At 66.8% G+C, this 23,252-nt stretch carries 23 protein-coding genes; 15 read left to right on the forward strand and 8 right to left on the reverse strand.

The window, feature by feature from the left end; translation table 11 throughout:
- The first annotated feature begins 163 nt into the window (after positions 1 to 163).
- Together LI336_RS09530 and LI336_RS09535 are read left to right on the forward strand one after the other, a co-directional pair.
- Positions 164 to 901: a hypothetical protein gene (locus LI336_RS09530; RefSeq protein WP_227132893.1), complete on the forward strand. Its 738-nt coding sequence runs from the start codon at positions 164 to 166 to the stop codon at positions 899 to 901.
- 88 nt (positions 902 to 989) lie between these two features.
- Entirely contained in the window at positions 990 to 2,468 is a 1,479-nt protein-coding gene (locus LI336_RS09535; protein ID WP_227132894.1) for an AMP phosphorylase, read from the forward strand.
- A gap of 63 nt (positions 2,469 to 2,531) precedes the next feature.
- Here LI336_RS09535 and LI336_RS09540 read toward each other — a convergent pair whose 3' ends face one another.
- The 3 genes from LI336_RS09540 to LI336_RS09550 form a co-directional block, all read right to left on the reverse strand.
- Entirely contained in the window at positions 2,532 to 3,797 is a 1,266-nt protein-coding gene (locus LI336_RS09540) for a Cdc6/Cdc18 family protein (RefSeq protein ID WP_227132895.1), read from the reverse strand.
- Positions 3,798 to 4,763: 966 nt separating this feature from the next.
- A complete protein-coding gene (locus tag LI336_RS09545; RefSeq protein ID WP_227132896.1) occupies positions 4,764 to 5,855 on the reverse strand; it encodes a halocyanin domain-containing protein in 1,092 nt (363 codons plus the stop codon).
- A gap of 94 nt (positions 5,856 to 5,949) precedes the next feature.
- Positions 5,950 to 7,095, reverse strand: coding sequence for a multicopper oxidase domain-containing protein (locus tag LI336_RS09550; RefSeq protein WP_227132897.1), 1,146 nt, complete (start codon positions 7,093 to 7,095; stop codon positions 5,950 to 5,952).
- A gap of 243 nt (positions 7,096 to 7,338) precedes the next feature.
- On the opposite strand from LI336_RS09550, the gene LI336_RS09555 reads away from it, so the two are divergent.
- Together LI336_RS09555 and LI336_RS09560 are read left to right on the forward strand one after the other, a co-directional pair.
- Complete coding sequence (locus tag LI336_RS09555; RefSeq protein ID WP_227132898.1) at positions 7,339 to 7,716, forward strand: transcriptional regulator; 378 nt, start codon at positions 7,339 to 7,341, stop codon at positions 7,714 to 7,716.
- On the forward strand, positions 7,713 to 7,994 hold the full coding sequence (locus tag LI336_RS09560; protein WP_227132899.1) for a DUF7521 family protein: 282 nt from the start codon (positions 7,713 to 7,715) through the stop codon (positions 7,992 to 7,994). The genes LI336_RS09555 and LI336_RS09560 overlap by 4 nt, the downstream gene beginning before the upstream one ends.
- Positions 7,995 to 8,101: 107 nt before the next feature.
- On the opposite strand, the gene LI336_RS09565 is transcribed toward LI336_RS09560, so the two are convergent.
- Together LI336_RS09565 and msrA are read right to left on the reverse strand one after the other, a co-directional pair.
- Complete coding sequence (locus LI336_RS09565; protein WP_227132900.1) at positions 8,102 to 8,677, reverse strand: DoxX family protein; 576 nt, start codon at positions 8,675 to 8,677, stop codon at positions 8,102 to 8,104.
- 122 nt (positions 8,678 to 8,799) lie between these two features.
- Positions 8,800 to 9,336: a peptide-methionine (S)-S-oxide reductase MsrA gene (msrA, locus tag LI336_RS09570; protein ID WP_227132901.1), complete on the reverse strand. Its 537-nt coding sequence runs from the start codon at positions 9,334 to 9,336 to the stop codon at positions 8,800 to 8,802.
- Between the two features lie 355 nt (positions 9,337 to 9,691).
- On the opposite strand from msrA, the gene LI336_RS09575 reads away from it, so the two are divergent.
- The 8 genes from LI336_RS09575 (at position 9,692) to LI336_RS09610 (ending at position 17,798) form a co-directional block, all read left to right on the forward strand.
- Positions 9,692 to 10,021, forward strand: a complete 330-nt coding sequence (locus LI336_RS09575) for a 4Fe-4S dicluster domain-containing protein (protein WP_166042126.1) — start codon at positions 9,692 to 9,694, stop codon at positions 10,019 to 10,021.
- 264 nt (positions 10,022 to 10,285) lie between these two features.
- Positions 10,286 to 11,140 (forward strand): electron transfer flavoprotein subunit beta/FixA family protein, encoded by an 855-nt coding sequence (locus tag LI336_RS09580; protein WP_227132902.1) that lies wholly within the window; start codon positions 10,286 to 10,288, stop codon positions 11,138 to 11,140.
- Positions 11,141 to 11,142: 2 nt separating this feature from the next.
- Complete coding sequence (locus LI336_RS09585; protein WP_227132903.1) at positions 11,143 to 12,798, forward strand: electron transfer flavoprotein subunit alpha/FixB family protein; 1,656 nt, start codon at positions 11,143 to 11,145, stop codon at positions 12,796 to 12,798.
- A gap of 5 nt (positions 12,799 to 12,803) precedes the next feature.
- Positions 12,804 to 14,480: an FAD-dependent monooxygenase gene (locus LI336_RS09590; RefSeq protein ID WP_227132904.1), complete on the forward strand. Its 1,677-nt coding sequence runs from the start codon at positions 12,804 to 12,806 to the stop codon at positions 14,478 to 14,480.
- A 3-nt stretch (positions 14,481 to 14,483) separates the two neighbouring features.
- Complete coding sequence (locus LI336_RS09595) at positions 14,484 to 14,900, forward strand: DUF8055 family protein (RefSeq protein ID WP_227132905.1); 417 nt, start codon at positions 14,484 to 14,486, stop codon at positions 14,898 to 14,900.
- Positions 14,901 to 15,183: 283 nt separating this feature from the next.
- Positions 15,184 to 16,437, forward strand: a complete 1,254-nt coding sequence (locus LI336_RS09600) for a serine hydrolase domain-containing protein (protein ID WP_227132906.1) — start codon at positions 15,184 to 15,186, stop codon at positions 16,435 to 16,437.
- Between the two features lie 94 nt (positions 16,438 to 16,531).
- Entirely contained in the window at positions 16,532 to 16,969 is a 438-nt protein-coding gene (locus LI336_RS09605) for a universal stress protein (RefSeq protein ID WP_227132907.1), read from the forward strand.
- Between the two features lie 139 nt (positions 16,970 to 17,108).
- A complete protein-coding gene (locus LI336_RS09610; protein WP_227132908.1) occupies positions 17,109 to 17,798 on the forward strand; it encodes a YqjF family protein in 690 nt (229 codons plus the stop codon).
- A 33-nt stretch (positions 17,799 to 17,831) separates the two neighbouring features.
- Here the strand turns inward: LI336_RS09610 and LI336_RS09615 are convergent, their stop codons facing one another.
- Positions 17,832 to 19,034, reverse strand: coding sequence for an inorganic phosphate transporter (locus LI336_RS09615; RefSeq protein ID WP_227132909.1), 1,203 nt, complete (start codon positions 19,032 to 19,034; stop codon positions 17,832 to 17,834).
- A 189-nt stretch (positions 19,035 to 19,223) separates the two neighbouring features.
- Here LI336_RS09615 and LI336_RS09620 point away from each other — a divergent pair, with 189 nt between their 5' ends.
- Positions 19,224 to 19,961 carry a GNAT family N-acetyltransferase gene (locus LI336_RS09620; protein WP_227132910.1) on the forward strand — a complete coding sequence of 246 codons (738 nt, stop codon included), beginning with the start codon at positions 19,224 to 19,226 and terminating at the stop codon, positions 19,959 to 19,961.
- Between the two features lie 80 nt (positions 19,962 to 20,041).
- Here the strand turns inward: LI336_RS09620 and LI336_RS09625 are convergent, their stop codons facing one another.
- On the reverse strand, positions 20,042 to 20,206 hold the full coding sequence (locus LI336_RS09625; RefSeq protein ID WP_227132911.1) for a DUF8014 family protein: 165 nt from the start codon (positions 20,204 to 20,206) through the stop codon (positions 20,042 to 20,044).
- Between the two features lie 431 nt (positions 20,207 to 20,637).
- On the opposite strand from LI336_RS09625, the gene LI336_RS09630 reads away from it, so the two are divergent.
- Positions 20,638 to 21,585, forward strand: a complete 948-nt coding sequence (locus LI336_RS09630; protein WP_227132912.1) for a thermonuclease family protein — start codon at positions 20,638 to 20,640, stop codon at positions 21,583 to 21,585.
- An 18-nt stretch (positions 21,586 to 21,603) separates the two neighbouring features.
- On the opposite strand, the gene LI336_RS09635 is transcribed toward LI336_RS09630, so the two are convergent.
- Positions 21,604 to 22,758, reverse strand: coding sequence for a hypothetical protein (locus LI336_RS09635; RefSeq protein ID WP_227132913.1), 1,155 nt, complete (start codon positions 22,756 to 22,758; stop codon positions 21,604 to 21,606).
- 111 nt (positions 22,759 to 22,869) lie between these two features.
- On the opposite strand from LI336_RS09635, the gene sugE reads away from it, so the two are divergent.
- Positions 22,870 to 23,193 carry a quaternary ammonium compound efflux SMR transporter SugE gene (gene sugE, locus LI336_RS09640; protein WP_227132914.1) on the forward strand — a complete coding sequence of 108 codons (324 nt, stop codon included), beginning with the start codon at positions 22,870 to 22,872 and terminating at the stop codon, positions 23,191 to 23,193.
- The last annotated feature ends 59 nt before the right edge of the window (positions 23,194 to 23,252 follow it).

Here is a 23,252-nt window from a genome sequence, read left to right on the forward strand (position 1 = left end):
TCGCCGTAAGCGACTTCCAGAAGCGGCCTGCTTCGAGCGAACCGAAACGACTGGCTCGCTGCGCCAGTCACCAAGTCGGGTCCCGTGGCCAGTTGCCGGGACGAACCGCATGAAAAGTCACATCTACACTCGAACCGAACGCCAGCGTGGGATCGAAGCGCCAATGGGAACGCTTGTACTCGACATCGAGACCGCGAGCCCGTTCGACGAACCACCCGAGCACTCCAACGACACGCGGTACTTCGAATGGTTCGCCGTCGGACTCGCGTACGTCGACGACCTGGACGACGACCCCGAGACCGCCGTCCTGTTCCGGCGTGGCGACTGGGCAGACACCCACACGACGGGCCTCTTCGAACGACTGTTCGACTACTGCGACCAGCGGACCGTCGACCGCGTCCTCACGTACAACGGCGCGTGGTTCGACGCCAAGCACCTCCTCAACTGGGCCGAAGCCCTCGACGCGACCGCCGACAGCGAGATACACGCTCGAACCGAGACCCTCTTCGAGAATCACGTCGACGTCGCACTCGCCGCCGCCGACGAGTACGCCGACGAACTCTGGGACGACCAACACATCCTCCCCGACTGGAAAGCCTACGACCTCGCAGGGATCGACAACGACAGCGTCTGGTACGACGACTACGAGTTCCCCGACACGTACCTCGACGAGATCGACGGCGACGCGATGCAGGGGAGACACATCGGTCGAGTCATCGGCGAACGCTACGTCGACAACGTGACCGCCGGCATCGAAGCGACCAGCGTCCACAGAGAACTCACTCGCCTCCTCGAGGACTACTGCCGGAGCGACGTCGCCGACCTCGTCGACCTCTACACGACCCTCGGCGGTCCCGACCTCGACGACACGTACCGTCGCCCGCCGAACGACATCCCCTGACTGGCTCGTACCGCCGCCAACCGTCACCTCCCCTCGCGGACCGCCGACGGGCGCGTCGTTCTATTACCACGGAGTGCGAACTGCACGCATGGAGTTGGTCTCCGAAGCGATCGATATCGGGACCCGAACCCCGACGGTCCTGCTCAATTCGACCGACGCGAGCGAGCTGGGCGTCCACCCGCTCGACCGGATCAGGATCCACCGGGACGGCCGCACCATCATCGGCATCGTCGAGATCACGGACGAACTCGTCGCCCCGGGAAAGCTCGGCGTCACTCGTTCCCTCGGACACGTCACGGGAACCGTGACGGTGTCGATCGCGCCACGCCCCGATTCCGTCGCCTTCCTGACGAAGAAACTCGACGACGTCGAACTCGAGATGGACGAGATCCGCGCCATCGTCCGCGACATCAACCAGGACCGCTTGAACGACGTCGAACTCAGCGCGTTCGTCACCGGCGTGTACGCCAACGGACTCTCCCGAGAGGAGATGATGTGCCTCACGACCTGTATGGTGGACGTCGGCGAGACCATCCAGTGGGGACGCGACCTCATCGTCGACAAGCACTCGATCGGTGGCGTCGCCGGCAATCGCGTCACGCCGATCGTGGTCCCCATCGTCGCAGCCGCAGGACTCACCATCCCGAAGACCTCCTCGCGTGCGGTGACCTCCGCAGCGGGAACCGCCGATACGATGACGGTCTTCTGCGACGTCGAGTTCTCGATCAACGAGGTGAAAGCGATAGTCGACGAGACGAACGGCTGTCTCGTCTGGGGTGGCGGCGTGAACCTATCGCCCGTGGACGACAAGATCATTCGAGCGGAGACGCCGCTCTCGCTCGACCCACCGGGTCAGGTAATCGCGTCGGTGCTCTCGAAGAAGAAGAGCGCAGGTGCGACACACGTCGTCATCGACCTGCCGTACGGCGAAAGCGCGAAGGTCGAGAGCCTCTCGGAAGCGCGCGAGATGGCCGAGGACTTCAGTCGCGTCGGCACGAACCTCGGGATGGAGATCTATTGTGCCATCACCCGAGGTGAGCAACCGATCGGACACGGAATCGGACCGATCCTCGAGGCGCGCGACGTCCTCTCGGTGCTCGAAGGCGGTGGCCCTCGCGACCTCCGGGTGAAGAGCGAGTCCCTCGCGCAAGTCCTCCTCGACACCGCGAACGTCCCCGAGAACGCAGCCGAGATCCTCGAATCGGGGGACGCAGCCGCGAAGTTCCGCGAGATAATCGCCGCACAGAACGGTGATCCGGACGTCTCGATGGCGGACCTCGCTCCCGGTCCCTACCGATCGACGATTCACGCCCCCAACAGCGGCGTCGTGACCCACATCGACAATCGACAGCTGAACGAACTTGCACGGCGAGCTGGCGCTCCGAAGGACCCGTCGGCCGGCGTTGCGCTCCACTGCAAGCTCGGCACCGAACTCCAGCGTGACGCCGAGGTGTTCACGATTCACGCCGAAACAGCGGAGAAACTGGAACAGGCAATCGCGTTCGCCGAGCGCTCGCGACCCGTTCACGTCCTTCCCCCCGACGAAGCACTCGTCGAACGCATGTGACAGCGCAGGATTCGTCGAAGGCGTTGGACGACGCGGTAGCTCTCGGCGCCCTCGTGAGTGGTTTCAGTACTCGGTGAGCGTCGCGTTCTCGCCGTCGTTCACGACCTCTCGGGGGTCGATGTCGACGAAGTCCATCACGGAGTCGTGGATTCCGACCGATTCGACGGTCTCCTCGAGCGCCGAGAGGACGAGCGCGGGGTCGAGGTCGAGCGCGTACTCGCGGTACGTCCCACCGCGGCGGCCCTCGTTCCGCTCCGTGACGCTGATGATGCCGAGCATCGCGAGCTCGCTCAGGTGGTCGCGCATCCGTCGCGGGACGAGTGGATCGCGGTTCGCGAGCTCCGCGAACCGCGTATAGCGCGGGCGGACGTCTCTCGACCGGACGGGCGTATCTCCCTCCAGGTCGAGCGTGACGAGCGCGTACAGGACGAGGTGCCCGTGCTCGGTGAGGCCACCGATCCCCTCCTGGATGCGGCCGCGTTCCAGTTCGTCACGTCCAGCCTCCACGTGATCCGCGGTGACGGTCTCCGTCCCAGCTTCGCGCGCCATGTCGCCCGCGCTCATCAGGAGGTCGAGGCTCTGGCGTGCGTCCCCGGCGTCCTTCGCGCCGTACGCTGCGCAGAGTGGGATCACCTCGTCGGCGAGGACGCCGTCGTGGAACGCGACGTTCGCGCGCTGGGAGAGAATCTGACGCAGGTCGTTCGCGTCGTACGCCGGGAAGTGAATCTCTTGCTCGCACAACGACGATCGGACCTTCGGCGACAGGTCGTCGCGGAACGAGAAGTCGTTCGAGATGCCGATGATACCGATCTTCGCCGTCTCCAGGTTCCCGTTCGCTCTCGCTCTCGGGAGCTGGTAGAGGATGGAGTCGTCCTCGAGGTGGTCGACCTCGTCCAGGACCACGAGGATGGTTCCAGCGGCTTCCTCGAACTCGCTCCAGAGCATCTCGTAGACGGACGCTCGCGGATAGCCGGTCGTCGAGATCTGGTTCGTCTCGTCGCGGAACTCGTTGACGAGTCGGGTCGCGACCTGGTACGACGAGGTGAGGCCGTCGCAGTTGAGCATCGCGACGGTGAGGTCGATGTCGTCGAACTGTGCGGCGTCTTCTCGAAGATGCGCGAGGAGGTACCGGGACGCCGCGGTCTTGCCGACGCCGGTCTTCCCGTAGAGGAAGATGTTGTCGGGTTGCTCTCCGTTGATGACGGGCTGGAGGGCTGCCTGATACGTGTCGAGTTCGTCGCTTCGCCCGACCAGTTCCTCGGGCTGGTAGTCCTCCCGGAGTGCATCCCGGTCGGTGTAGATGTTCGTGTCTCGCTCGAACAGCGCCATCTTACCCGAACGGATGCGAGGGAATACCATAAAACCACCGCGTCCGGAGTGTCCGCGGTTTCCGCGGTTCTCGTTTCTTTAACTCAAGGTCGCGGACACACCCCCCCCATTGTGTCCGCTGTTGTCGCTGTGAAGGGTGGGGGGAGGGGGTCTGGCTGCAACTCTAAATAACGGTAAAGTTTATATCCCCCGCTAGGCAATTGGTCCGTAGCCTCTCCAATTCCATTTTTATGATAAGAGATTATAGTAAGAGAGCTAGCAGCTCTCGTTGTATAGTGTCTGATTTCTAGTATACGTTCGAGGTGGCTCGGCGTTGCCGAGCGCGTCCGAGTGCAGCCACGAGACCCCTCCCCCACGCCACTCACCGAGAACTGCGGACATAGTGGGGTGAGTGTGTCCGGGGTCGTTCGTCGACCGTCCCGTCCTCCTCGAGGAGATCGGCCGTGGACGTCAGCTGTCGTCGACCGGTCGACCTGACGATCGGACAAACCGTGACACGCGACGAACAGTCGTTGGCGGGTGAACCAGCGGATCGGCATCTCAGCGGCGTTACGTCTCGTTTCACGCCTTGGCCGCCTCTCTCCGACTCACTCACGATACAGCTGGACCTTGTCGCGGGCGATGATTCCTACGGACGCGAACGCTGTTCGTGGGACACGACAGGTTGCCACAGCGCCCGAACGACACCACCATGTCCGCAGTTATCGACTCCCGATCCACGACGACCCTCCACGATGTCCGTTGTTCTTCCATCGGCAATCAGCGTGGAACAGCGGACACAGTGGGGGGTGGGGTCAAATCGGGGCTTTCGCGGCCAAATCGGGGCTTTCAGATAACGGCTCACGTGCCCTTCGAGAATCGACAGATCGTGGAAGGGCGTCAGAAGGATGCGGCCAGCGAGCGCGCCGCCGAGAGCACAACAGCGTCCCTGACGTTCACACGTCAGCGTGATTCACGCGTCACACCTCAGTGTGACCTGTGTCCCTGGGGTGGTTCGGACCTCTCCGTGACGTCGTCCTTCGTACGCAGGAACGCACCGAAGAGGAGGGGGGAGAGGAGTGCGCCCACCAATCCCGCTGCGAGCCCGTACAGCCAGAGGTCGTCACCGCCGTCTGCAGCGCCGTCACCTTCCTGGCTCGCAGCGGCGTTCGGGGAGCCAACGACGACGGCACCCTTCATCCCCATCTGTTTGTGCGGCCCGCAGTAGTACTTCGAGATACCCGCGGAGTCGAACGTCCGCTCGTAGGTATCGCCGTCGCTGCCCTGCATCTCCGACTCGTAGCTGCCGTCCTCGGCGACGACGTTGTGCGAACCGCCAGCGCCGGTCCACTCCCAGGTCACGGTCGTTCCGGGGTCGACCTGGACTGCCGCTGGCCCGAACGCGTACGCCCCGTTGTTCCCCTCCGCACCGACAGTTATCGTCACCTCGCTCTCGCCGGTGCGGTCGACGGTCCCGTCGAAGTTCGCGACGTTCTCGAACCACCCGTCGTAATCGATGCTGTCACCCCCAGCGCCGGAACCGCTCTCGGCGTCGCTCGCAGCGCCGTCCGTGGACGGAACTGCAACCTCGACGTCGCCGACGACGACGGCGCCCTTCATCCCCATCGGCTTGTGCGGCCCGCAGTAGTAGCGGCTGACGCCGGCGCTGTCGAACGACTGCTCGAACGTCGCGCCTTCGTCGCCCTGCATCTCCGACTCGTAGCTGCCGTCCTCGGCGACGACGTTGTGCGGACTGCCCTCGCCGGTCCACTCGAAGACGACGGTCGTCCCCGGGTCGACGCGGACGACTGCCGGCCCGAACGCGTACGCGCCGTCGTTCCCCTTCGCACCGACCTCGACGGTCACCGTCGACTTCCCGCGTTCGTCGACGATACCGTCGAAGTTCCCGACGTTCTTCAGCCAATCCTCCAGCGACGCCTCCGCGCTGGCACTCGCGGACCCGCCGCTCGCGCCCGCGGGTGCGGCACCGACGGCAGCTGTCGAGGCCGCTGCGAGCCCTGCTTTCATGACGGTGCGTCTATCGTACCGCGCGTCGCGGCCAGTGAGTTCGTCGGTCATCTCTTGAATCCGTCGTCGGTTTCGGTGGACCGTGGTAGTCGACCGTTCAGGTGGTTCTCCGGGAAATGCATCGAGCGTCGCGAGCGACGGCCGTTCAGCCGTCGTAGCCCGCGTACTCCATGAGCTGTTCGAAGATGTCCGTGTCCATCGCTTCCTTGTAGACGAGGCCGCCGAGCATCCCGCCGGGGTAGAAGTTCCCGTTCATCACGTGGTTGACCTTGTGACAGTGCATCAGGTAGATGCCGGGGTCGGCGTCGGCCTCGAACTCGATGGTGTGCCGCTCCGCTGGCGCGATGTTCGTGATGTCCATCTCGTGCTGGGCGGCCTCCGGAATGGCACCGCCGTCCTTCTCGATGCGTTTGAACCGATGGTTGTGGATGTGCATCGGGTGACTCATGTAGCCGCCGTTGGCCATGTGGAGGCGGACGGTGTCACCTTGTTCGACGATTATCGGACTGCCGTCCTCGGGGTGGAGCGTGCGCGGCGCGCACTTCCCGTTCACGGTGAACACGTCGGGTCTGCGGTTCCGCGGGTCGTACTGGACGTCCTCGCCCGCCATCTGGCGGGAGAGCCGCGAGTCCCACTCCTTGAACCCGAAGAAGTACTCCTTGTCGGCGGGCTCGTAGCCCTTCGGGTCGACGCGGAAGATTCCCCACATCCCCATCTCGATGTGACGCTGGGTCTGATAGTGACAGTGATAGATGTGCGTGCCGGGGACGTTCGCGGGGATCGTGTACGTGTGCTTCTCGCCGGGATCGACGCGGATGCCCGTGGTCGTCGGGACGCCGTCGTCCTCCCACTTCTTCGAGACGCCGTGGAAGTGCAGCGTGTGCGGTCGCTTCCCGTCCGTGTTGTCGAGCGTCACTGCCATGTCCTCGCCTTCGGTGGTGCGGAGGATTGGGCCGGGGACGCTCGGGTCGCCGTCGTCCGCGGAGAACGCCCACACGCGAGGCAGCTCGACGGGGCCACCCATGGCGTCGCCGGGATGCGGCTTGTGGACTGCGGGCTGGGACTTCATCGTCACGGACCCGCCCTGTTCGTCGACGTTCACGACCTCGGGGGGACTGGTCTCCGGGAGGTCCGCGGTCTTCGCGCCGACGTCGTTCGTCGTGGTCGTCGTCTGCTCGGCCTCGAATGCGGTCGTGCAACCTGCGAGCGCGACCGCACCCATGCCACCGGTCGCCGCTACGAATTCTCGTCGCGATACGCCAGTGCCGGGAGCGCCGATACGATCCGACATTGTACACCTACACCTATCGACCCCTACTTGAACGGGGCTTCGCTGATTCTCGTCGTCGAAAAACAGTTCTCAGCGTCTTGGAACAGCACGGGGTCGACCCGAACCGGTTCGGTTCCAACCCCGAGAAGGTCGTTGCATCGACCCGGAGGTCATCCATGCGGCCTGTAGGTGGGCGATTCGAGGGACGTGCCAGGGATTCGACGTCGGCAGGTTTTTGAGGACTCCCCGACGAGCCCGAAACAGATGGTGCGGGACCCGTTCGTCGACGACGCCGAGCCGGACCTGCAGTCGGTCCTGGACGCGCTCGACGACCCGAACTGTCGGAAGATCGTCCAGGCGATGTCGGGCGCGATGACGGCGAACGAGGTGTCGGATGCGACCGACATCCCGCTGTCGACGACGTACCGAAAGCTCGACCTCCTGACGGAGGCGTCGATACTCGACGAGCGCACCGAGATCCGGTCCGATGGCCACCATACGACGAAGTACGTGCTCGCGTTCGAATCGGTGGAGATCGGTTTGACCGAGGACCGCGAGTTCGCCGTCGATATCTCGCGGCCCGCACAGTCGGCGGACGAGCAACTCGCACAACTCTGGAACGAGGTACGAAAGGAAACATGAGCAGTCACACACCGGCCCTGGTCGTTGCACTGAAAGCAATCACGTTGGCTCTCGGAGGCCTCATCTCGTACCTCTCGTATCGCGCGTATCGCCGGACGAACGCGCGAGCACTCGGCTATCTCGCGCTCGGGTTCGGTATCATCACGGTCGGGTCGCTCCTCGCGGGCGTGTTCGACCAGTTCTTGACGAACGTCGAGCGCAACACCGCGCTCGTCATCGAGTCGGCGTTGACTGCTATCGGGTTCGCTATCATCACGTACTCGCTGTACTCGGAGTAAGCGAGCGACCGCTCGGGGCTGGTCGAGGAAACGAGAGGAACGCGGACTCGGCGGTTCAGCCGAGGAAGCGGAATCGGCCGTTCAGCCGAGGAAGGGGACTCGGCGGTTCAGCCGAGGATGTAGTCGAGGCGCGGGTACTTCTCGAGGAGCGTCTGCCCGTCGGCGAACTCGTAGGTCTCGACGTAGCGGTCGAGGCCGATGATGCGGCCGGCGCCGAACGCGGCGATGGCGAGGAAGACGAGGACGTACGCCATGTCGCTGTTGACGAAGCCGTGTTCGACGGACCAGTTCCCGAAGTAGAACATGGTCATCATGAAGGCTCCGAAGAACGCCGCGAGGCGGACGAGGAGGCCGACGATGAGCCCGAGGCCGATCGCGATCTGGCCGAACGGGACGGCGACGTCGATGAACGCGAGCATCCAGCTGGTGTCAGCCATCCACGCGTACATTCCCGCGAGGGGGTTGCCGTTCGCTGCGGCGCCGAACGCGAGGTAGCCTTGCGCGGTCCATGCGCCTTCGAGGACCTTGCTGAGGCCGGCGCTGAGGAACGCGTACCCGAACATGAGGCGGAGTGCGAGGACGAACCACGCGCTCAGGGAGTGGGCTTGACCGTTGACGGTGATGCCACCGATGGTGCTCTCGAACCTGTTCGCGGATTGCTTGGTGGTGGGGATGGATGCCATATTAGTTCAACGAGTAGAGAGACGATACCCGTCCCGATATAAAGAGAGCGTGGTTCTCGGGGGGAGAGAAACGATACCGGAGACGTCCGTGTCGGCCCTGGCGCCGCCACGGGATGTCGGGGTCAGTCCGCTTTGACCTTGTCGCGGAACTGTTCGCGGACCTTCTTGATCTTCGGGTCGGCGTGGAACGTGCAGTAGCGGTCGTTCGGGTTCTTCTCGTAGTAATCCTGGTGCTTGGCTTCGGCCTCGTAGAACGTCTCCAGTGGGTCGACCTCGGTGACGATGTCGTCGTCGTAGACGTTCTCGTCTGCGAGCCCCTGGATGAACGCTTCCGTCAGGTCGCGCTGTTCGTCGGTCTCGTACAGGACGATGGAGCGGTACTGGGTGCCGACGTCGGGGCCCTGCTTGTTCAACTGCGTCGGGTCGTGGATTGTGAAGAACACGCGCAATAGGTCCTCGTAGGCGATGGTTTCGGGGTCGAACCCGACGCGAACGACCTCTGCGTGCCCGGTGTCGCCCGAGCACACCGCACGGTACGAGGGGTTCTCCACGTGCCCGCCCGCGTAGCCGGACGTCACCTCGTGGACGCCTTCGAGTTCCTTCATCGCGGCTTCGACGCACCAGAAGCAGCCGCCGCCGAACGTCGCTGTCTCGGTCATACCCGAACGTAGGTGCGGCGGCCGTAAAGGCTTGTCTCGCCGGACGGACGTGCCGGGTTCGACCTGCTTCGAGCGGGAGCACGACCCGACACTCGGACCGTTCGACGGTCGACGACGCTCCGGTCGGCGTCGTCGTGGAGTGGTCGACGGTGTCGTGGTTGAGTGGGCGAGGTCCTCGCGGGTGTACCCGGCGTCGTCGTCGCGCGACCGAACCGTGACATTCACGATTGCCGGCGCGAATCCACTGATACGACACGTTGCGAGCCGAACGCGTTCGGCCGTGACGCTTGCTTGCGGATACCGGGGTCTCGTGGTCGAAGTTTTAAGTAGTGGGCGTGAGTGTAGTAGGGTACCAATGGCCATAGACCCGAACTTCGAGCAGAACCGCGACGTCGTGGAGCAGCACGACGGTCACGACGTGTGGGGGCCGGTGGACGAACCCGAGGAACTCGGTATCCACGGGACGCACGTCGCCGTAGACTTCGACATCTGTATCGCCGACGGCGCGTGCGTCGAGGACTGCCCGGTCGACGTCTTCGAGTGGGTGGACACGCCAGACCACCCCGAGAGCGAGATCAAGGCGGACCCGGCGAACGAGAGCCAGTGCATCGACTGCATGCTCTGCGTCGACGTCTGCCCGGTCGACGCCATCGACGTCGACCCCGGCCGCGCGGGCCGCAGCTGACGCGAACGCCAACCGTCTTCCTCGCCGTCTCTGCCGTGCTGCGATAGCGTCTGTTCCAGTAATCGGCGTGCGGTAGCGGGTGTTCCAGTAATCGGCGTGCGGTAGCGACTGTTCCATCCATCGGGGTGGTAGGTGTCACTCGCCTGGCTCGTCGAGCCAGTCGTCTTGGTACTCGAATCCGTCCTCGGTGTATGATACCCACCGACACAGTGATAATCCCTCCCTCCGCCATGCTAGTCGAGCACATTCACGGTGATAGATAGCATGTATTCAGTCGTACTGACGAAAGGGGTCCCCGACTTCCGCGAGGGAGTGGTGTCGTTCGACGAGGACGGCCACCTCGAGCGCGGCGAGACCCCCACGGTGATGAACCCGAACGACAAGCACGCCGCGCGAGCGGCGCTCCAGACGAAGGTCCGCCACGGCGGTGACGTCACACTGATGAGCATGGGCCCACCGGGGTACGGCGACGTCCTCCGCGAGGGCATGGAAGACGTGTACGGCGACGACTGCGTGCTGCTGTCGGACCGCGAGATGGCCGCGGCGGACACGTGGGCGACCGCCATCACGGTCGCGACCGGCATCCAGAAGCTCGACGAGCAACCCGACCTCGTGTTCGCGGGGTTCAAGACCGCCGACGGCGAGACCGGCCACACCGGCCCGCAGGCGGCGTGGTGCATGGACTGGCCGATACTCACGCACGTCATCTCGCTGGACGTCGACGAGGACGAGGGCGTCGTCCGCGCGAAGCGACTCGTGCAGGGCGACGTCGAGGAGATAGAGACCGTCGAGGCCGAGTTGCCCGCGTTCGTCGTCACCGACCCCGAGTTCGAGCCGACGTACCGGCGCGCCGAGCATCGCCTTCTCCACAAGGACCTCCGCGAGGAGACTCAGGCGCGCGCGGAGGACCACGAGTCCGTGATGACGGTGTGGGACCACGAGGACCTGAACCTCGACCCGGACTACATCGGGCTGGACGGCTCGCCGACGATCGTCGGCGGCGTCGACCCGATTCCGAAGGCACCGAGCGAGCGGGAGGCGACGGACGTCGACCCGACTGACTCGCAAGGGATGGAGCAGGTCGTCGAGGAACTCACGCCGTACGCGGGAGGTGACTGACCATGGCTGTATTCGACCCGAACGACTTCGAGATCAGCGAACTCGGCCCGAAGGTGAAGGACGTCGAGGACGCCGGCGACCTGGAGGAGGTCCTCGAGCGAGAGAAGGAGGGCAAGAACCGGGACGCGGTGAAGACGCTCGTCCAGAGCCGCATCGACAAGCTCCACGACGAGGACGAGGACGCCATCGACTACACGGAACTCGATCCGAGCGAGCACACGGTCGCGGAGATGGCGAACCTCGTTCGCGACGTCGACGACGCGGACGCGCTTCGTGGGATGCTCGAGCGCGAGGAGGCTGGCGAGGACCGGTCGACGGCGAAGGACCGCATCCAGTCGCGCCTCGACCAGCTGGAGTCCAGCGACGACGACGGCGAAGAGGAAGAGTACGTGCCGCCCGAGGAAAAGTACCCCGACCTCGACCATCCGACCGCGGACAAGCAGTACGTGCACGGCGTCGACGACGGCGAGTACCGCGACATGTGGGTGTACTGCGAGACCCAGCAGGGCGAGCTCGTCGACGTGAGCCTGGAGATGCTCGGGAAGGCCCGCCAGCTGATGGACGACTACAACGACCAGTACGACGAGGAGGAACTCGTCGTCGCCGTCCTCATGGGTGACGACGTCGAAGGGCACGCCGAGGACTGCATCGCGTACGGCGCGGACCTCGTCGTCGTCCACGAGGACGAGCGGATGGCGCGCTTCCAGCACAAGGCGTACTCGGAGGTCTTCTGTGACGTGGCGCGGGGCGACGGGCACCCGTACGGTCGCGAGGACCGCAGCGAGCGCGACTGGCACGAGTACGAAGAACCGCGGTACGTGCTGTTCCCGGCGACGAACAACGGCCGCGACCTCTCCGCGCAGGTGCAGGCGGAACTCGACTCCGGGCTCGCGAGCGACTGCTCGGGGCTGTACATCGAGGACACCGTCATCTCGAACCCCGCGAAGACCGGCGGGGAAGGCAAGCGCCAGTTCGAGCGCGTCCTGCACATGAAGCGCCCGGACTTCTCCGGGTTCGAGTACTCCACCATCCTCTGTCTCGACAAACCCCATCGGGACTTCCACCCGCAGGGCGGGAGCGTCATCCCGGGGAGCTTCGAGATACCCGAAGCCGACGCGGAACGCGAGGGCGAGGTCGTCCACAGCGACCTGGACGCGCCCGACGAGTGGTTCCGCGTCGACGTCCAGGACTACGACACGCTCGAGGAAGGCATCGACCTCACCGGGTACGAGGTCGTGATCGCGCTCGGTCGCGGCATCGGCGACGATCCGACGAAGGGCATCGAACTCGGGCTGGAGCTCCGCGACGCGTTCGAGGACGCGGAACTCGGGCTATCCCGGGGCGTCATCACGTCCTCGTACAGCTTCGACGGACACGTCGAGCAGTACATTGGTGAGGACCGCCAGATCGGTGAGAGCGGTCAGGTGGTCGAACCCGACGTCTACATCGCCGCGGGGATCAGCGGCGCCATCCAGCACAAGGTCGGGATGGACGAGTCCGACGTCATCATCGCGATCAACACGGAGCCGGACGCGGACATCCGGGACTTCTCGGACTACTACGTCCAAGGCGACCTGTTCGAGGTCCTGCCGCGACTGACCGAAGCGGTCGAATCGGGCGAGTTACGCCTCGAGGAGATAGCGGCCGGAGACGACTGATTACAATGACTGACGATAGAGAACACTACGAGGCGGTCGTCGTCGGGTGCGGTCCCGGCGGCGCCGCGGCGGCGGCGGTACTGGCTGACAACGGCGTGGAGACCCTCGTCCTCGAACGTGGCACGGAGGCTGGGTCGAAGAACGTCTCCGGTGGCCTCATCTACGCGGAGGAGTCGGCACCGTACACGATCGACGACCTCTACCCGGGCTTTCGCGAGCAAGCGAGCGAGCGCCCGATCACGGAGTACCACATCCACAACGTCGCCGGGAACAAGGTCAAGAGCTACGACATCACGGACCTCCACGACCACGACACGGAGTGGTCGGACGCGGTCCTGCGCCGGAAGATGGATTCGTGGCTCGAGCGACGCGTGCACGAGCGGACTCGCGAGACCGGTGGTGGCGTCGTGACGGGCGTGCACGTGGACGGCCTCATCCAGGAGGACGGCGAGGTGAAGGGCGTGACGTGCGAGGAGCTCGACCCCATCGAGGCGGACCTCGTGGTCGCGGCCGACGGCGTGAACAGCGAGCTCGCCCGGGAGGCGAACCTCATGGACTGGGAGGAGCCCGAGGAGTGGTTCCAGGGCGTCAAGGCAGTCGTCGACCTCCCCGAGGGCGCCGTCGAGGACCGGTTCGGTATCGGCGCGGACGAGGGTGCGGCGCACCTGTTCTCGGGCGACCTGTTCGAGGGCGTCCGCGGCGGCGGGTTCGTGTACACGAACGAGGATACGCTCTCGGTCGGGACGGTCTTCCACCTCGACAGTCTCGTCGCGGAGGAGGCCGAACCCCACGAGCTGCTGGACGCGCTCCTGACGCACCCGATGCTCGCGGAGTACTTCGACGGCGAGTACGACGAACTGGAGTACTCGGCGAAGCTCGTGCCGGACTCGAAGAAGGTCGCGCACACGAGCCCGCACCGCGGGCGGCTCGTGCTCGTCGGCGACGCGGCCGGCCAGATGCAGGCGCAGGGCCCCATCATCAAGGGCATGAATCACGCGGTCACTGCTGGCGCGCTCGCGGCGGAGGCGTTCGTCGAGTCCCGCGCCCGGAAGAGCCGGAAGGCCGAGCCGACCGCGGGCGAACTCTACGAGCGCAAGCTCCACGAGGAGGGCGTGATGGGGAAGCTCCGCCCGAAGCGCTACGAGGTCGCTGCCGCGCTCGGCGAACGAGACGCCGTCACGAACCTCACCGACCGGGTCCTCGAGTCGCCGGTCGGCCGGTTCGGCATCAAGGCCGCGGACAGTCTCGGTATCATCGAGTCGGCGTACTCGTCGCCGTTCATGTCGATGCTGATGCCGGACACGAAGACGCCGTACGTGACGCTCCCGACGGTCATCGGGGAGGCGCTCGGCGACCGCGTCACGGGCGAGAACACCATCGAGCCGCCGGCGCTCGACGACCGCATCGGCGACCTCACCTACGACGTCGGCGACCCGCACATCGAGTTGCTCGACGAGTCCTACGCCGCAAGCGGCGCGGCGGTGTCGGCGTGCCCGGTGAGCGCGCAGGACTTCGGCGGCGGCTGTTACCGCTCGGAGACCGTGAAGACGAACGGTCACGAAGAGCGGGTCGTGAGTCTCGACACCCAGCCGTGCGTGGAGTGCGGGACGTGCGCGGTCGTCGCGGACACCGACTGGAACCACCCCGCGGGGAACAAGGGCGTCGAGTACAAGCAAGGGTGACCGATGGCGGACGCTGCAGGTGACCACGCCGGACGCCGCGGGGCCGTGAGCGGGAGCGACCGCGACGGTTTCGAGGCGCGCGCGGTCGCGCTCCGCGAGCGCGCCGCGGAGGCTCGCGAGGCGTTCGACCCGCCCGCGGACCCACCGGACGACGAGCGCGCGCTCGCGTTCGCTCGCGACGGCGTCGGCGAGGCGGCGGCGGTCTACATCGAGGCGCGCACGCAGGACTCGTGGGTGTACTTCGACACCGACGCCTGGGACGCGCTCGAGACTGGCCTGAACGCGTACCTCGAACTCTTCGCGGCGTGCCACGGCGTCGACTGCAACCCCGACGTCACCGTCCGAACCGCCGCCGAGACGCTGCTCGACACGCACGACGCCGTCGACACCGCGACCGTCCTCACGGGCGTCGACACCTGAAACGACGGCGTTCGCCGACGCACTGGTTCGAACCACCCTCGTCGAACGGCTTGGTGGCTTTTCCACGCTATCCGAAATCTTCCATACGCTTTGATTTCGAGCTCGTCCTGTGTTCGTTGAGTCCGAAACACTGATGGGAAGAACCCGTCAAGTCCGAGCGATGACATCCCGTAGCAGGCGGTCACTCCTCGCCGCTCTCGCGACAGGCACCGCCGCCCTGGCTGGTTGCACTGACAGGTCCTCCGACGCCACGACGGGTCAGACGACCACTGGTGGTCGCACGGTGACGACCGCACCACCGACGTCGACGACGCAGGAGCCCAGCACCGAAACCGAGACGACGACGGAGCCGGCGATGCCGACCACCGGCCCGCCACTCGCCGGCGTCGAGGCGTTCGACGAGCACGTCCCCGACTTCATGCGGAAGTGGGACGTCCCCGCCGCGACCGTCGCCGTCGCTCGCGGCGAGGACCTCGTGTTCACCCGCGGGTACGGCTACGCCGACCGCGAGACCGACGCGGTGGTCCAGCCGGACTCGCTGTTCCGGATCGGCAGCATCTCGAAACCGATCACCGCCGTGACCGTCCTCGAACTCGTTCAGCGAGGCGAGCTCTCGCTCGACGACCGCATGGTCGACCTCCTCCCCGACCTCGTCCCCGACGGCGGTCCGAAGGACCCGCGTGTTGGGGACGTCACGGTCCGGAACCTCCTCACGCATACCGCCGGGTGGAGCGAGGTCGAGATGGGGTACGACCCCGTGTTCGAGTCCCGGCGTATCGCCGAGGCAGAGGGAGAGACGACACCGGCGAGCGCCGAGACGACGCTCACCTACGTCCTCCGGCAGGACCTCAGCTTCGACCCCGGCACGGCGTTCGCGTACGCCAACGTCGGCTACGTGTTCCTCGGTCGGATCGTCGAAGCGGTCACGGGGCGGTCGTACCAGGAACACGTCCAGGAGCGCGTGCTCGACCCGCTCGGGATGGACCGGATGCAGATTGGGAACAGCAGACGCCGCGGGCGCCTCGAGGACGAAGTCCGATACTACGACGACCAGAACCGCGAGTCCGTCTTCCCCGACGGCGGCACTGTCCCGGTACAGTACGGCTCGTTCTCCATGCGGACGCTCGACGCCGCCGGCGGCTGGGTCGGGTCGACGGTCGACCTCTGTCGGCTCTTCCGTGGGTTCGACGGCATGGACGGCGTCCCGGACGTCCTCGACGAGGGAACTCGCGGGACGATGACCGCTCGACCGTCGCTCGACCACTGGGAGGGCGCGAACCAGTACTACGGGAAGGGGTGGTTCGTCGTCCCGAGATCGACGGGCGAACCGACGCTCTGGCACAACGGTTCGGTCCCTGGTAGCTACGGGTTCTGTATCCGGGATGGACCGGCGGACCTCACCGCAGCCGTGCTCTTCAACGGCCGATCCACTAGCCGATTTCCCACGTTCAACCGGGAGGCGCAGTCCGCGTTCATCACCGCGTTCAGCGGCGTCTCCTCGTGGCCCGATCGCGACCTCTACGACCAGTACGACTGACAGGACGCGACTCGCAATCGCACGGTTCGGTGGCAATACGTCCCGGTTCGACACCGAGATGGGGTTTCTTGTGTCGGCCGCGACGAGTAGCGGTATGGCTCCCTCGCACGTACTCGTACCGCTCGACGGATCGCCGCTGTCGGACGCGGCGCTCGACCACGCCCTGGAGACGTTCGACTGCGACGTCACCGTCCTGAACGTCGTCGTCCCCATCGACGCGCCGATGAGCGAGGGCGGCATCCTCGAGGACGTCACCGACAGCGACCGCGAGTCGGAGGCGCGCCGGCGCGCCGACCGCCTCGTCGAGCGCGCCAGCGACCGGGCCGCCGAAGCCGGCCGGGACGTCGACACCGCGGTCGAATCCGGCGACCCCGCGGAGACCATCGTCGCGTACGCCGAGGACCACGCGGTCGACCACGTCGTCATGGGCGGCCACGGCGGGAACTCCGGGCTCGCGAGCCGCCTGCTCGGGACCGTCGCGACCACCGTCGTCGCGGAGGCACCGACGACCGTCACCGTCGTCCGCGACTGAGCGCCGACGACCGTCACCGTCGTCCGCGAGTGACCGCCACGGAGTGACCACTACGGGTCCTCGCGGGCACCGTCGTACGCGGATCGGTGACCGACCCGCGGCGGGTTCCTCAAGCGCCTGGAGACCGCTAGGGTCGAGTATGTCGATAGCAGTCCGGCCGCTGTCGCTCGCGCTCTCCGACGCGTGTCTCGCGCACTGGCCGGTGGCCGCTGGAACGATCCGCGATCGAATCCCGGACTGGACCGAGCCCGACCGCTTCGACGACTCGGCGTGGGTCTCGGCGATATTGCTCTCGATCGACCGGTTCGACGCCTTCGGCGTTCCGGTGCGCCGAGACGTCGAGGCGGTGATCCTCCGAACGTACGTCAGCACGCCAGCGGGACAGCGAGCGATACACTTCCTCTCGCTCGACGTGAACGACCGGCTCGTGGCGGACGCGATGCGGAACCTGTTCCGGTTGCCAGCGCACCACGCCACCGTGAGGCGGCTCGAGGACGGCGACCGGACGGAGGTCGTCGCCCGTCGTCGCGGCCAGGACCGGGCGCGACTGGCGGTGACGTACACGCCCGTGGGCGAACCGGGTCCCACGGCTCCCGATACCCTCTCGTCGTTCCTCGTGGAGCGTGAGCGGTACGTCGCGACGGGTCCGCTCGGCTCGCGGCTCGTCGGGTCGGTCGGCCATCCACCGTGGCCGGTCCAGCCCGCCGACGCGACGGTCACCGAACGTTCGCTGCTCGACGCCGCCGACATCGACCCCGCGGGCGAGCCGTCGCTCGTGCACTACAGTCCGGGCGTCGAGATGACGATCGGGACGCTGGAGCGCGCGTAGTCACCGGCCCGTCTCGTCGTGGGGGGTTCGACGCTACCCGAGGACGGCGGCGAACGCCGTGTAGACGCCGAACCCGACCGCGACGGAGGAGAACAGCGTGATGAGCCAGAACACGACGGTCGTGAGGAGCTTCCGGCGGGAGACGCCGGCGCTCCCGCCGGCGAGGCCGCCGCCGATGACGCCACTGATGATGATGTTGTTGAACGAGATGGGGATGCCGAGGACGATGGCGGCCTGCGCGATGATGAACCCCGGGACGAGTGCGGCGATGGAGCGCCGGATGCCGAGCTGGGCGTACTCGCGGCTCGTCGCCTGGAGGAGTCGCGGCGCGCCCATCCACGCGCCACCGAGGATGCCGGCGGAACCGAGCCCGAGGAGGACGATGCTCGGCAGGCCGAGTTCGACGCCGTAGAGGTTCTCGAGTGGTCCGGTGGCGAGCCCGACCTGGCTGCCGCCGCTGGAGAACGCGACGATGCTCCCGAGCACGAGCAGGAACGTCTTCACGCCCTTGTCGACCGACGCCTGCGTTCGGCGCCGGATGAACTGGAAGCTGGCGGCCGCGAACGCGAGCGTGAGGACGACGACGAGGACGTCCACGCCCTCGACGGTCGGGGTGTCGACGAAGCTCGCCCCGTACGCGGCGAGACTCCCCTGGGTTGCGGCCCCCGGCGCGGGGATGATGCTCAACCGGACGTTCGCGACGATGCCGCCGACGATGGCTGCGAGGAGTGGGATGCCGACGGTGTCGGGGACGTCGTCGCGACGGAGGAGCGTCGCGGTGAGGTACGCGAGTCCACCCGAGACGGGCGGGACGAGCACCCAGAACGTCGCGATGCGCTGGTACGTCGAGATGGCGGGGTCGCCGCCGAGGCCGAGGCCGACGCCGACCATCGCGCCCGTGGTCGCGAACGCCGCGGGGACGGGGTAGCCGGAGTAGATACCGAACGCCATGAAGCCGGTGGCGGTGAGGAGACCGGCGGTCGCGCCGAGGCTCGTGATGGCGACGCCGTCGACGAGGCCGCTGCCGACGGTCTCGGAGATGCTGCCGCCTTGCGTGAGTGCTCCGAGCGCGGCGAGGATGCCGATGAGGAACGCGGCGCGCATCGTGGAGATGGCGTTCGCGCCGATAGCCGGGGCGAACGGTGGCGAGTTCGAGTTCGCGCCGAGCGCCCAGGCGGTGACGAGGCTCGTGACGGTGGCAAGCGCGACGAGCGCCCAGAAGACGGCGTCTACCACGGTTCCCTCCGACCGGGCGGTAAGACGGGGACGGCGGGCATGTTTCCCGGGTCGGCGGCCCGCATCAAGTAGTTGTCGCCGCCACGTCCCCCGCACGGGGGTCGTCGGTCCGCCCTCTCGTCGCCGATGCGCTGCGAGCCGGGTCGCACCCGACCAACCATTAAGTACTGTGGGGTGGTAACAGGTGGCATGGAACTGACTGGGAAGCTCGAGTTCGACCACGCGGACCGCGAGGCGATCTACGACTACGTGGAGTCCCACGGCACCGTCCGGTACGAGAAGCTCCGGAAGTCCGTCGGACTCGACGAACGAGCGTTCGGGCACCACATCGCCATCCTGAAGCGAAACGGCGTCCTGGAGGAGCCGGACCGCGACCACCTCGGCATCGCGTACGAATCCGGTGCCGAGGAGGAGTACGAGAGCGGCGAGGTGGCGTTCACCATCCGGCAGGCTCGCGAGGAGGACCTCACGGGACTGGTCGGCGCGATGCGCCGAACCGTCGAGGGCGGTGATTACGTCGAGGCGGAATCCGTCGCGCACATCCTCGAGGAGGAAGGCGTCCTCCTCCGACGCAACGAACTGGAGACGCGGATGTTCTTCGTCGCGTGCGTCGACAACGAGGTCGTCGGCTGGGTACACATCGATCACCCGGAGGTCGAGAAGCTCAGTCACACCGCCGAACTCACCGTCGGCGTCCTCGAGGAGTACCGCGAGCACGGCATCGGCTCTCACCTCCTGGAGCGCGGCGTCGAGTGGGCCGGGAGTCGCGGCTACGAACGCCTCTACAACTCCGTGCCGGCGACGAACGAGGCCGCGATCGAGTTCCTCGAAGGCCAGGGCTGGCAGACCGAAGCGGTCCGCGACGACCACTACAAGATAGCCGACGCGTACGTGGACGAGGTCATGATGGCGAGACACCTCGTCTGACGCGCTCGGGGAATCCACGGACGACCGTTCTCTTCCGGTATTCGCGCTCGAGCGACTGCACTGACTGGACGGCGGCGCTCTCAGGGGAGCTCGTCGGTCGCATCGGGGAGGGCGTCCGCGACGACGCCGTCCCGTCGAGCGAGGACGCGAGCGTGCGGCGCGCAGACGACGCGGTTCTCGGCCCACGGGACGTGGAGCTCGAACGCCGCAGGGCGCTCGCACTCTTCCTCGCTACACGTTGGCACGACCGTATCGAGGACGTGCAGCGACAAGGAAGCTTCCCCGGTCCCGCACGTCCCCGTTCTCCGCACTCACCCCCACCCCGTCCGCAGTTCCACACGCTGCCACACGTCCACGACGGGCACGCCCCGTCCCGGTTCGACCCCCACCGAGTCCGCTGTTCCACGCCAGGAGGCCACGGACACCGGTCGGTCCGCGGTTCGACGCCGCCAACCGAACGCACCACCCCGCAACGTCCGGAGAAAACCCACAGGAGGCGGCCGGAAACGCCACGACTCGCGGCACGACGACACCACTCCGTCCGCCGTACTTCCCGTGACGTCGGACGCACGACGCCCGCGTCGACGAACGGATGAACGACGCCCGTGTCGGCGGACGGATGCGTGTCGTCCACGCCGGCGGTACACTCATCCCGCGACGGGACCACGATACGAGCATGCAGCAGCGGTCCGGCATCGTCATCGCACTCGTCGTCCTCGTCGTTCTCGGTGGCTGTCTCTCCGCTGGCATCGATGCGAACGACGCCAACGGCGGAGGGGTCGGGACCGCGACCGACTGGACGGTCGAGGTCGTCGAGGTCGTCGACGGCGACACCCTCAAGGTCGAGTTCCCGGACGGCCGCGTCGAGAACGTCCGGCTGCTCGGAGTCGACACCCCCGAGGTCCACACGGGCGTGTCGCCCGACGAGTTCGAGGGCATCCCCGAGACCGAAGACGGCCGACAATGGCTCCGCGACTGGGGGCAGAAAGCCAGCGAGTGGATGATCCAGCGCGTCGCCGACGCCGAGGTCCGCATCGCGACCGACCCCGAAGCCGACCGCAGGGGCTCCTACGGCCGGCTCCTCGTCTACGTCTACGTCGACGGCGAGAACGTGAACGCCGAACTCCTGGAGCAAGGCTACGCCCGGATGTACGACAGCGCGTTCGCGGAACGCGACCGGTTCGCGAGCCTCGAAGCGAGCGCGCGATCCCAGAACGCGGGCCTCTGGGGGTACACGGACGGCGCCGGTGGTGAGGGAGCAGTCGGCAACGCCGACGGTGGCGCCGTCGGCGACAGCGGCCTCGCGGTGGCGTCCGTGCACGCGGACGCGGACGGCCCGGACGGCGACAACCTCAACGACGAGTACGTGGTCCTCGAGAACCGCGGGAACAGCACCCTCGACCTCTCCGGATACGTCGTCCGCGACGACGCCAACCACGCGTACACCGTCCCGGACGGTATCGAACTACGGCCCGGGGAACGACTGACGGTGTTCACGGGGAGCGGCGACGCGACCGACGACTCGCTGTACTGGGGCGCCAGCAGTCCGATCTGGAACAACGACGGCGACGTCGTCTACGTCGAGACCGCGAACGGCACCACCGTCGTCGAGTACGAGTACTGACCCGAGTGCGAGACCGCGTCAGCCCGGCGGTGCGACGTCCACGCCAGGGTCGTACTTCGTGTCCCGGCGGAACGCGACGACGTGGTACGCTTCGTCGAGCGTCGGCGGCGTCCCGACCGCCGAGCGCTGCCCGTATCCGATGCCGGCGTCGTTGAACTTCCCCGAGTCGGTCTGGGCGTGGATGTAGAGCACGTCGCCGGCCGATACTTCGCGGTCGGTGCGCGCGACGTACTTCCGCTGGCGCTCGGGGAGCTGGAACACCGAGATTCGCGAGCCCGGCGCCATCGACCCCGATTCGAGCGTCAATCGCACGTACTTGCGGTCGTCGGTCAGCCGCGCGGAGAACTGCGGTCGTCGCTCCCGGGCGGTGTCCACCCACGACGGCGCGTCGAGCGACACCGCTCCGACGTCCGAGAGCACGAACCGGAATCGCTTCCGCCGGACGTTCCCGCGCTGGTCCGAGGACACGTACACGGTCTGCAGGCGCCTGATGACGCCGTTCTCGTCCACGTGGAGTTGCGCGCCCTCGACGCTCTTCAACTCGCCCTCGCTGTGCCCCGGCGACCGCACCGTCTCGGCGACCGAATCGGCCGTCACCTCCCAGACCGCCGGCCGGTCGTCGTTCACGCGTTCGGGCGCGCTCCACGCCAGCCCTCGGAGGAGCGGCTGGAACTCCTCGCTCCAGAATATCTCCTGGAACGTCGGCCGCCTGCTCAGGCCGAACGTGTAGCCGCCATCGACCTCCTCGCGCCACAGCATGTCGCCGTCCGCGGGATGGTACGCGTCGACGGGACCACCGTCCTTCCGGTTCCAGTGCCCGAGCGCCGCGCCGTCCGATGCCTCGTACTCCCGATGCCAGTTCTGCGTCCCGCTCTCGACGTCGACCTTCGTGTACTCCGCGCGATAGGACAGTTCCGAGACGGCGGTCTGGCACGTCGAGTACAGGTACGATTCGACGCCGTCGTCGCTCAACCCGAACGGGTACGTCGGGTCCCCGCGCTCGGTCGTCGTCTCCGGGTCGGCCTCGGTCGCCGTCGCGGTCGCCGTCTCCACCGCGTCCTCGGCCGTGCCGGCGGTGCCTGTCCTCGCCGTGGTTCCATCGCCCCCTTCCAGCCGCAGGCAACCCGCGGTCCCCCCGACCGCGAGCACCCCGAGCAACGCACGTCGTCTCATTCGACCGGAACGAACGACGCGAACGGTATAACCGTAACGGGCGACGCAGAGCGATCTCGGCCCGGGCAGCGACGTCGCAGGACTGAAGCCGTCGGTCGCGAACCCACTAGCGTGTCCTGGACGTTCCTCGTCGTCGCCGGTCTGTTCGAGATCGCGTGGGCAATCGGCCTCCAGTACTCCGACGGCCTCACGAAACCCGTCCCGACCGCGGCGACAGCGGTCGCGCTCGTCGTCAGCATGGTCCTCCTCGCTCGCGCAGTCCAGAACCTCCCCATCGGGACCGCGTACGCCGTCTGGACCGGCATCGGCGCCGTCGGCACCGCGACGCTCGGCGTCGTCCTCTTCGACGAACCCGCCTCGCTCGCCAGAGTGGGCTTCATCGCACTCATCGTCTGCGGCATCGTCGGGCTGCACAGCGTCAGCGGCGGCGCGTGACGCTCGCCGGGGTGCCAGACCCACTCACCACTCGAGCGGGACGGTGAACGACTCGAGAG

This window comes from Halorubellus salinus, from assembly GCF_020567525.1.
GTDB classification, from domain to species: Archaea; Halobacteriota; Halobacteria; order Halobacteriales; family Natrialbaceae; genus Halorubellus; species Halorubellus salinus.

What these genes read in the sequence shown, in the direction of transcription:
- LI336_RS09620 (WP_227132910.1), top strand. Translation starts at nt 19,224, where the DNA reads ATGGAACTGACTGGGAAGCTCGAGTTCGACCACGCGGACCGCGAGGCG.
- LI336_RS09595 (WP_227132905.1), top strand. Translation starts at nt 14,484, where the DNA reads ATGGCGGACGCTGCAGGTGACCACGCCGGACGCCGCGGGGCCGTGAGC.
- LI336_RS09545 (WP_227132896.1), bottom strand. Translation starts at nt 5,855, where the DNA reads ATGACCGACGAACTCACTGGCCGCGACGCGCGGTACGATAGACGCACC.
- LI336_RS09630 (WP_227132912.1), top strand. Translation starts at nt 20,638, where the DNA reads ATGCAGCAGCGGTCCGGCATCGTCATCGCACTCGTCGTCCTCGTCGTT.
- LI336_RS09565 (WP_227132900.1), bottom strand. Translation starts at nt 8,677, where the DNA reads ATGGCATCCATCCCCACCACCAAGCAATCCGCGAACAGGTTCGAGAGC.
- LI336_RS09555 (WP_227132898.1), top strand. Translation starts at nt 7,339, where the DNA reads ATGGTGCGGGACCCGTTCGTCGACGACGCCGAGCCGGACCTGCAGTCG.
- LI336_RS09580 (WP_227132902.1), top strand. Translation starts at nt 10,286, where the DNA reads ATGTATTCAGTCGTACTGACGAAAGGGGTCCCCGACTTCCGCGAGGGA.
- LI336_RS09560 (WP_227132899.1), top strand. Translation starts at nt 7,713, where the DNA reads ATGAGCAGTCACACACCGGCCCTGGTCGTTGCACTGAAAGCAATCACG.
- LI336_RS09590 (WP_227132904.1), top strand. Translation starts at nt 12,804, where the DNA reads ATGACTGACGATAGAGAACACTACGAGGCGGTCGTCGTCGGGTGCGGT.
- LI336_RS09605 (WP_227132907.1), top strand. Translation starts at nt 16,532, where the DNA reads ATGGCTCCCTCGCACGTACTCGTACCGCTCGACGGATCGCCGCTGTCG.
- LI336_RS09535 (WP_227132894.1), top strand. Translation starts at nt 990, where the DNA reads ATGGAGTTGGTCTCCGAAGCGATCGATATCGGGACCCGAACCCCGACG.
- LI336_RS09575 (WP_166042126.1), top strand. Translation starts at nt 9,692, where the DNA reads ATGGCCATAGACCCGAACTTCGAGCAGAACCGCGACGTCGTGGAGCAG.
- LI336_RS09540 (WP_227132895.1), bottom strand. Translation starts at nt 3,797, where the DNA reads ATGGCGCTGTTCGAGCGAGACACGAACATCTACACCGACCGGGATGCA.
- msrA (WP_227132901.1), bottom strand. Translation starts at nt 9,336, where the DNA reads ATGACCGAGACAGCGACGTTCGGCGGCGGCTGCTTCTGGTGCGTCGAA.
- LI336_RS09530 (WP_227132893.1), top strand. Translation starts at nt 164, where the DNA reads ATGGGAACGCTTGTACTCGACATCGAGACCGCGAGCCCGTTCGACGAA.
- LI336_RS09550 (WP_227132897.1), bottom strand. Translation starts at nt 7,095, where the DNA reads ATGTCGGATCGTATCGGCGCTCCCGGCACTGGCGTATCGCGACGAGAA.
- LI336_RS09635 (WP_227132913.1), bottom strand. Translation starts at nt 22,758, where the DNA reads ATGAGACGACGTGCGTTGCTCGGGGTGCTCGCGGTCGGGGGGACCGCG.
- LI336_RS09610 (WP_227132908.1), top strand. Translation starts at nt 17,109, where the DNA reads ATGTCGATAGCAGTCCGGCCGCTGTCGCTCGCGCTCTCCGACGCGTGT.
- LI336_RS09585 (WP_227132903.1), top strand. Translation starts at nt 11,143, where the DNA reads ATGGCTGTATTCGACCCGAACGACTTCGAGATCAGCGAACTCGGCCCG.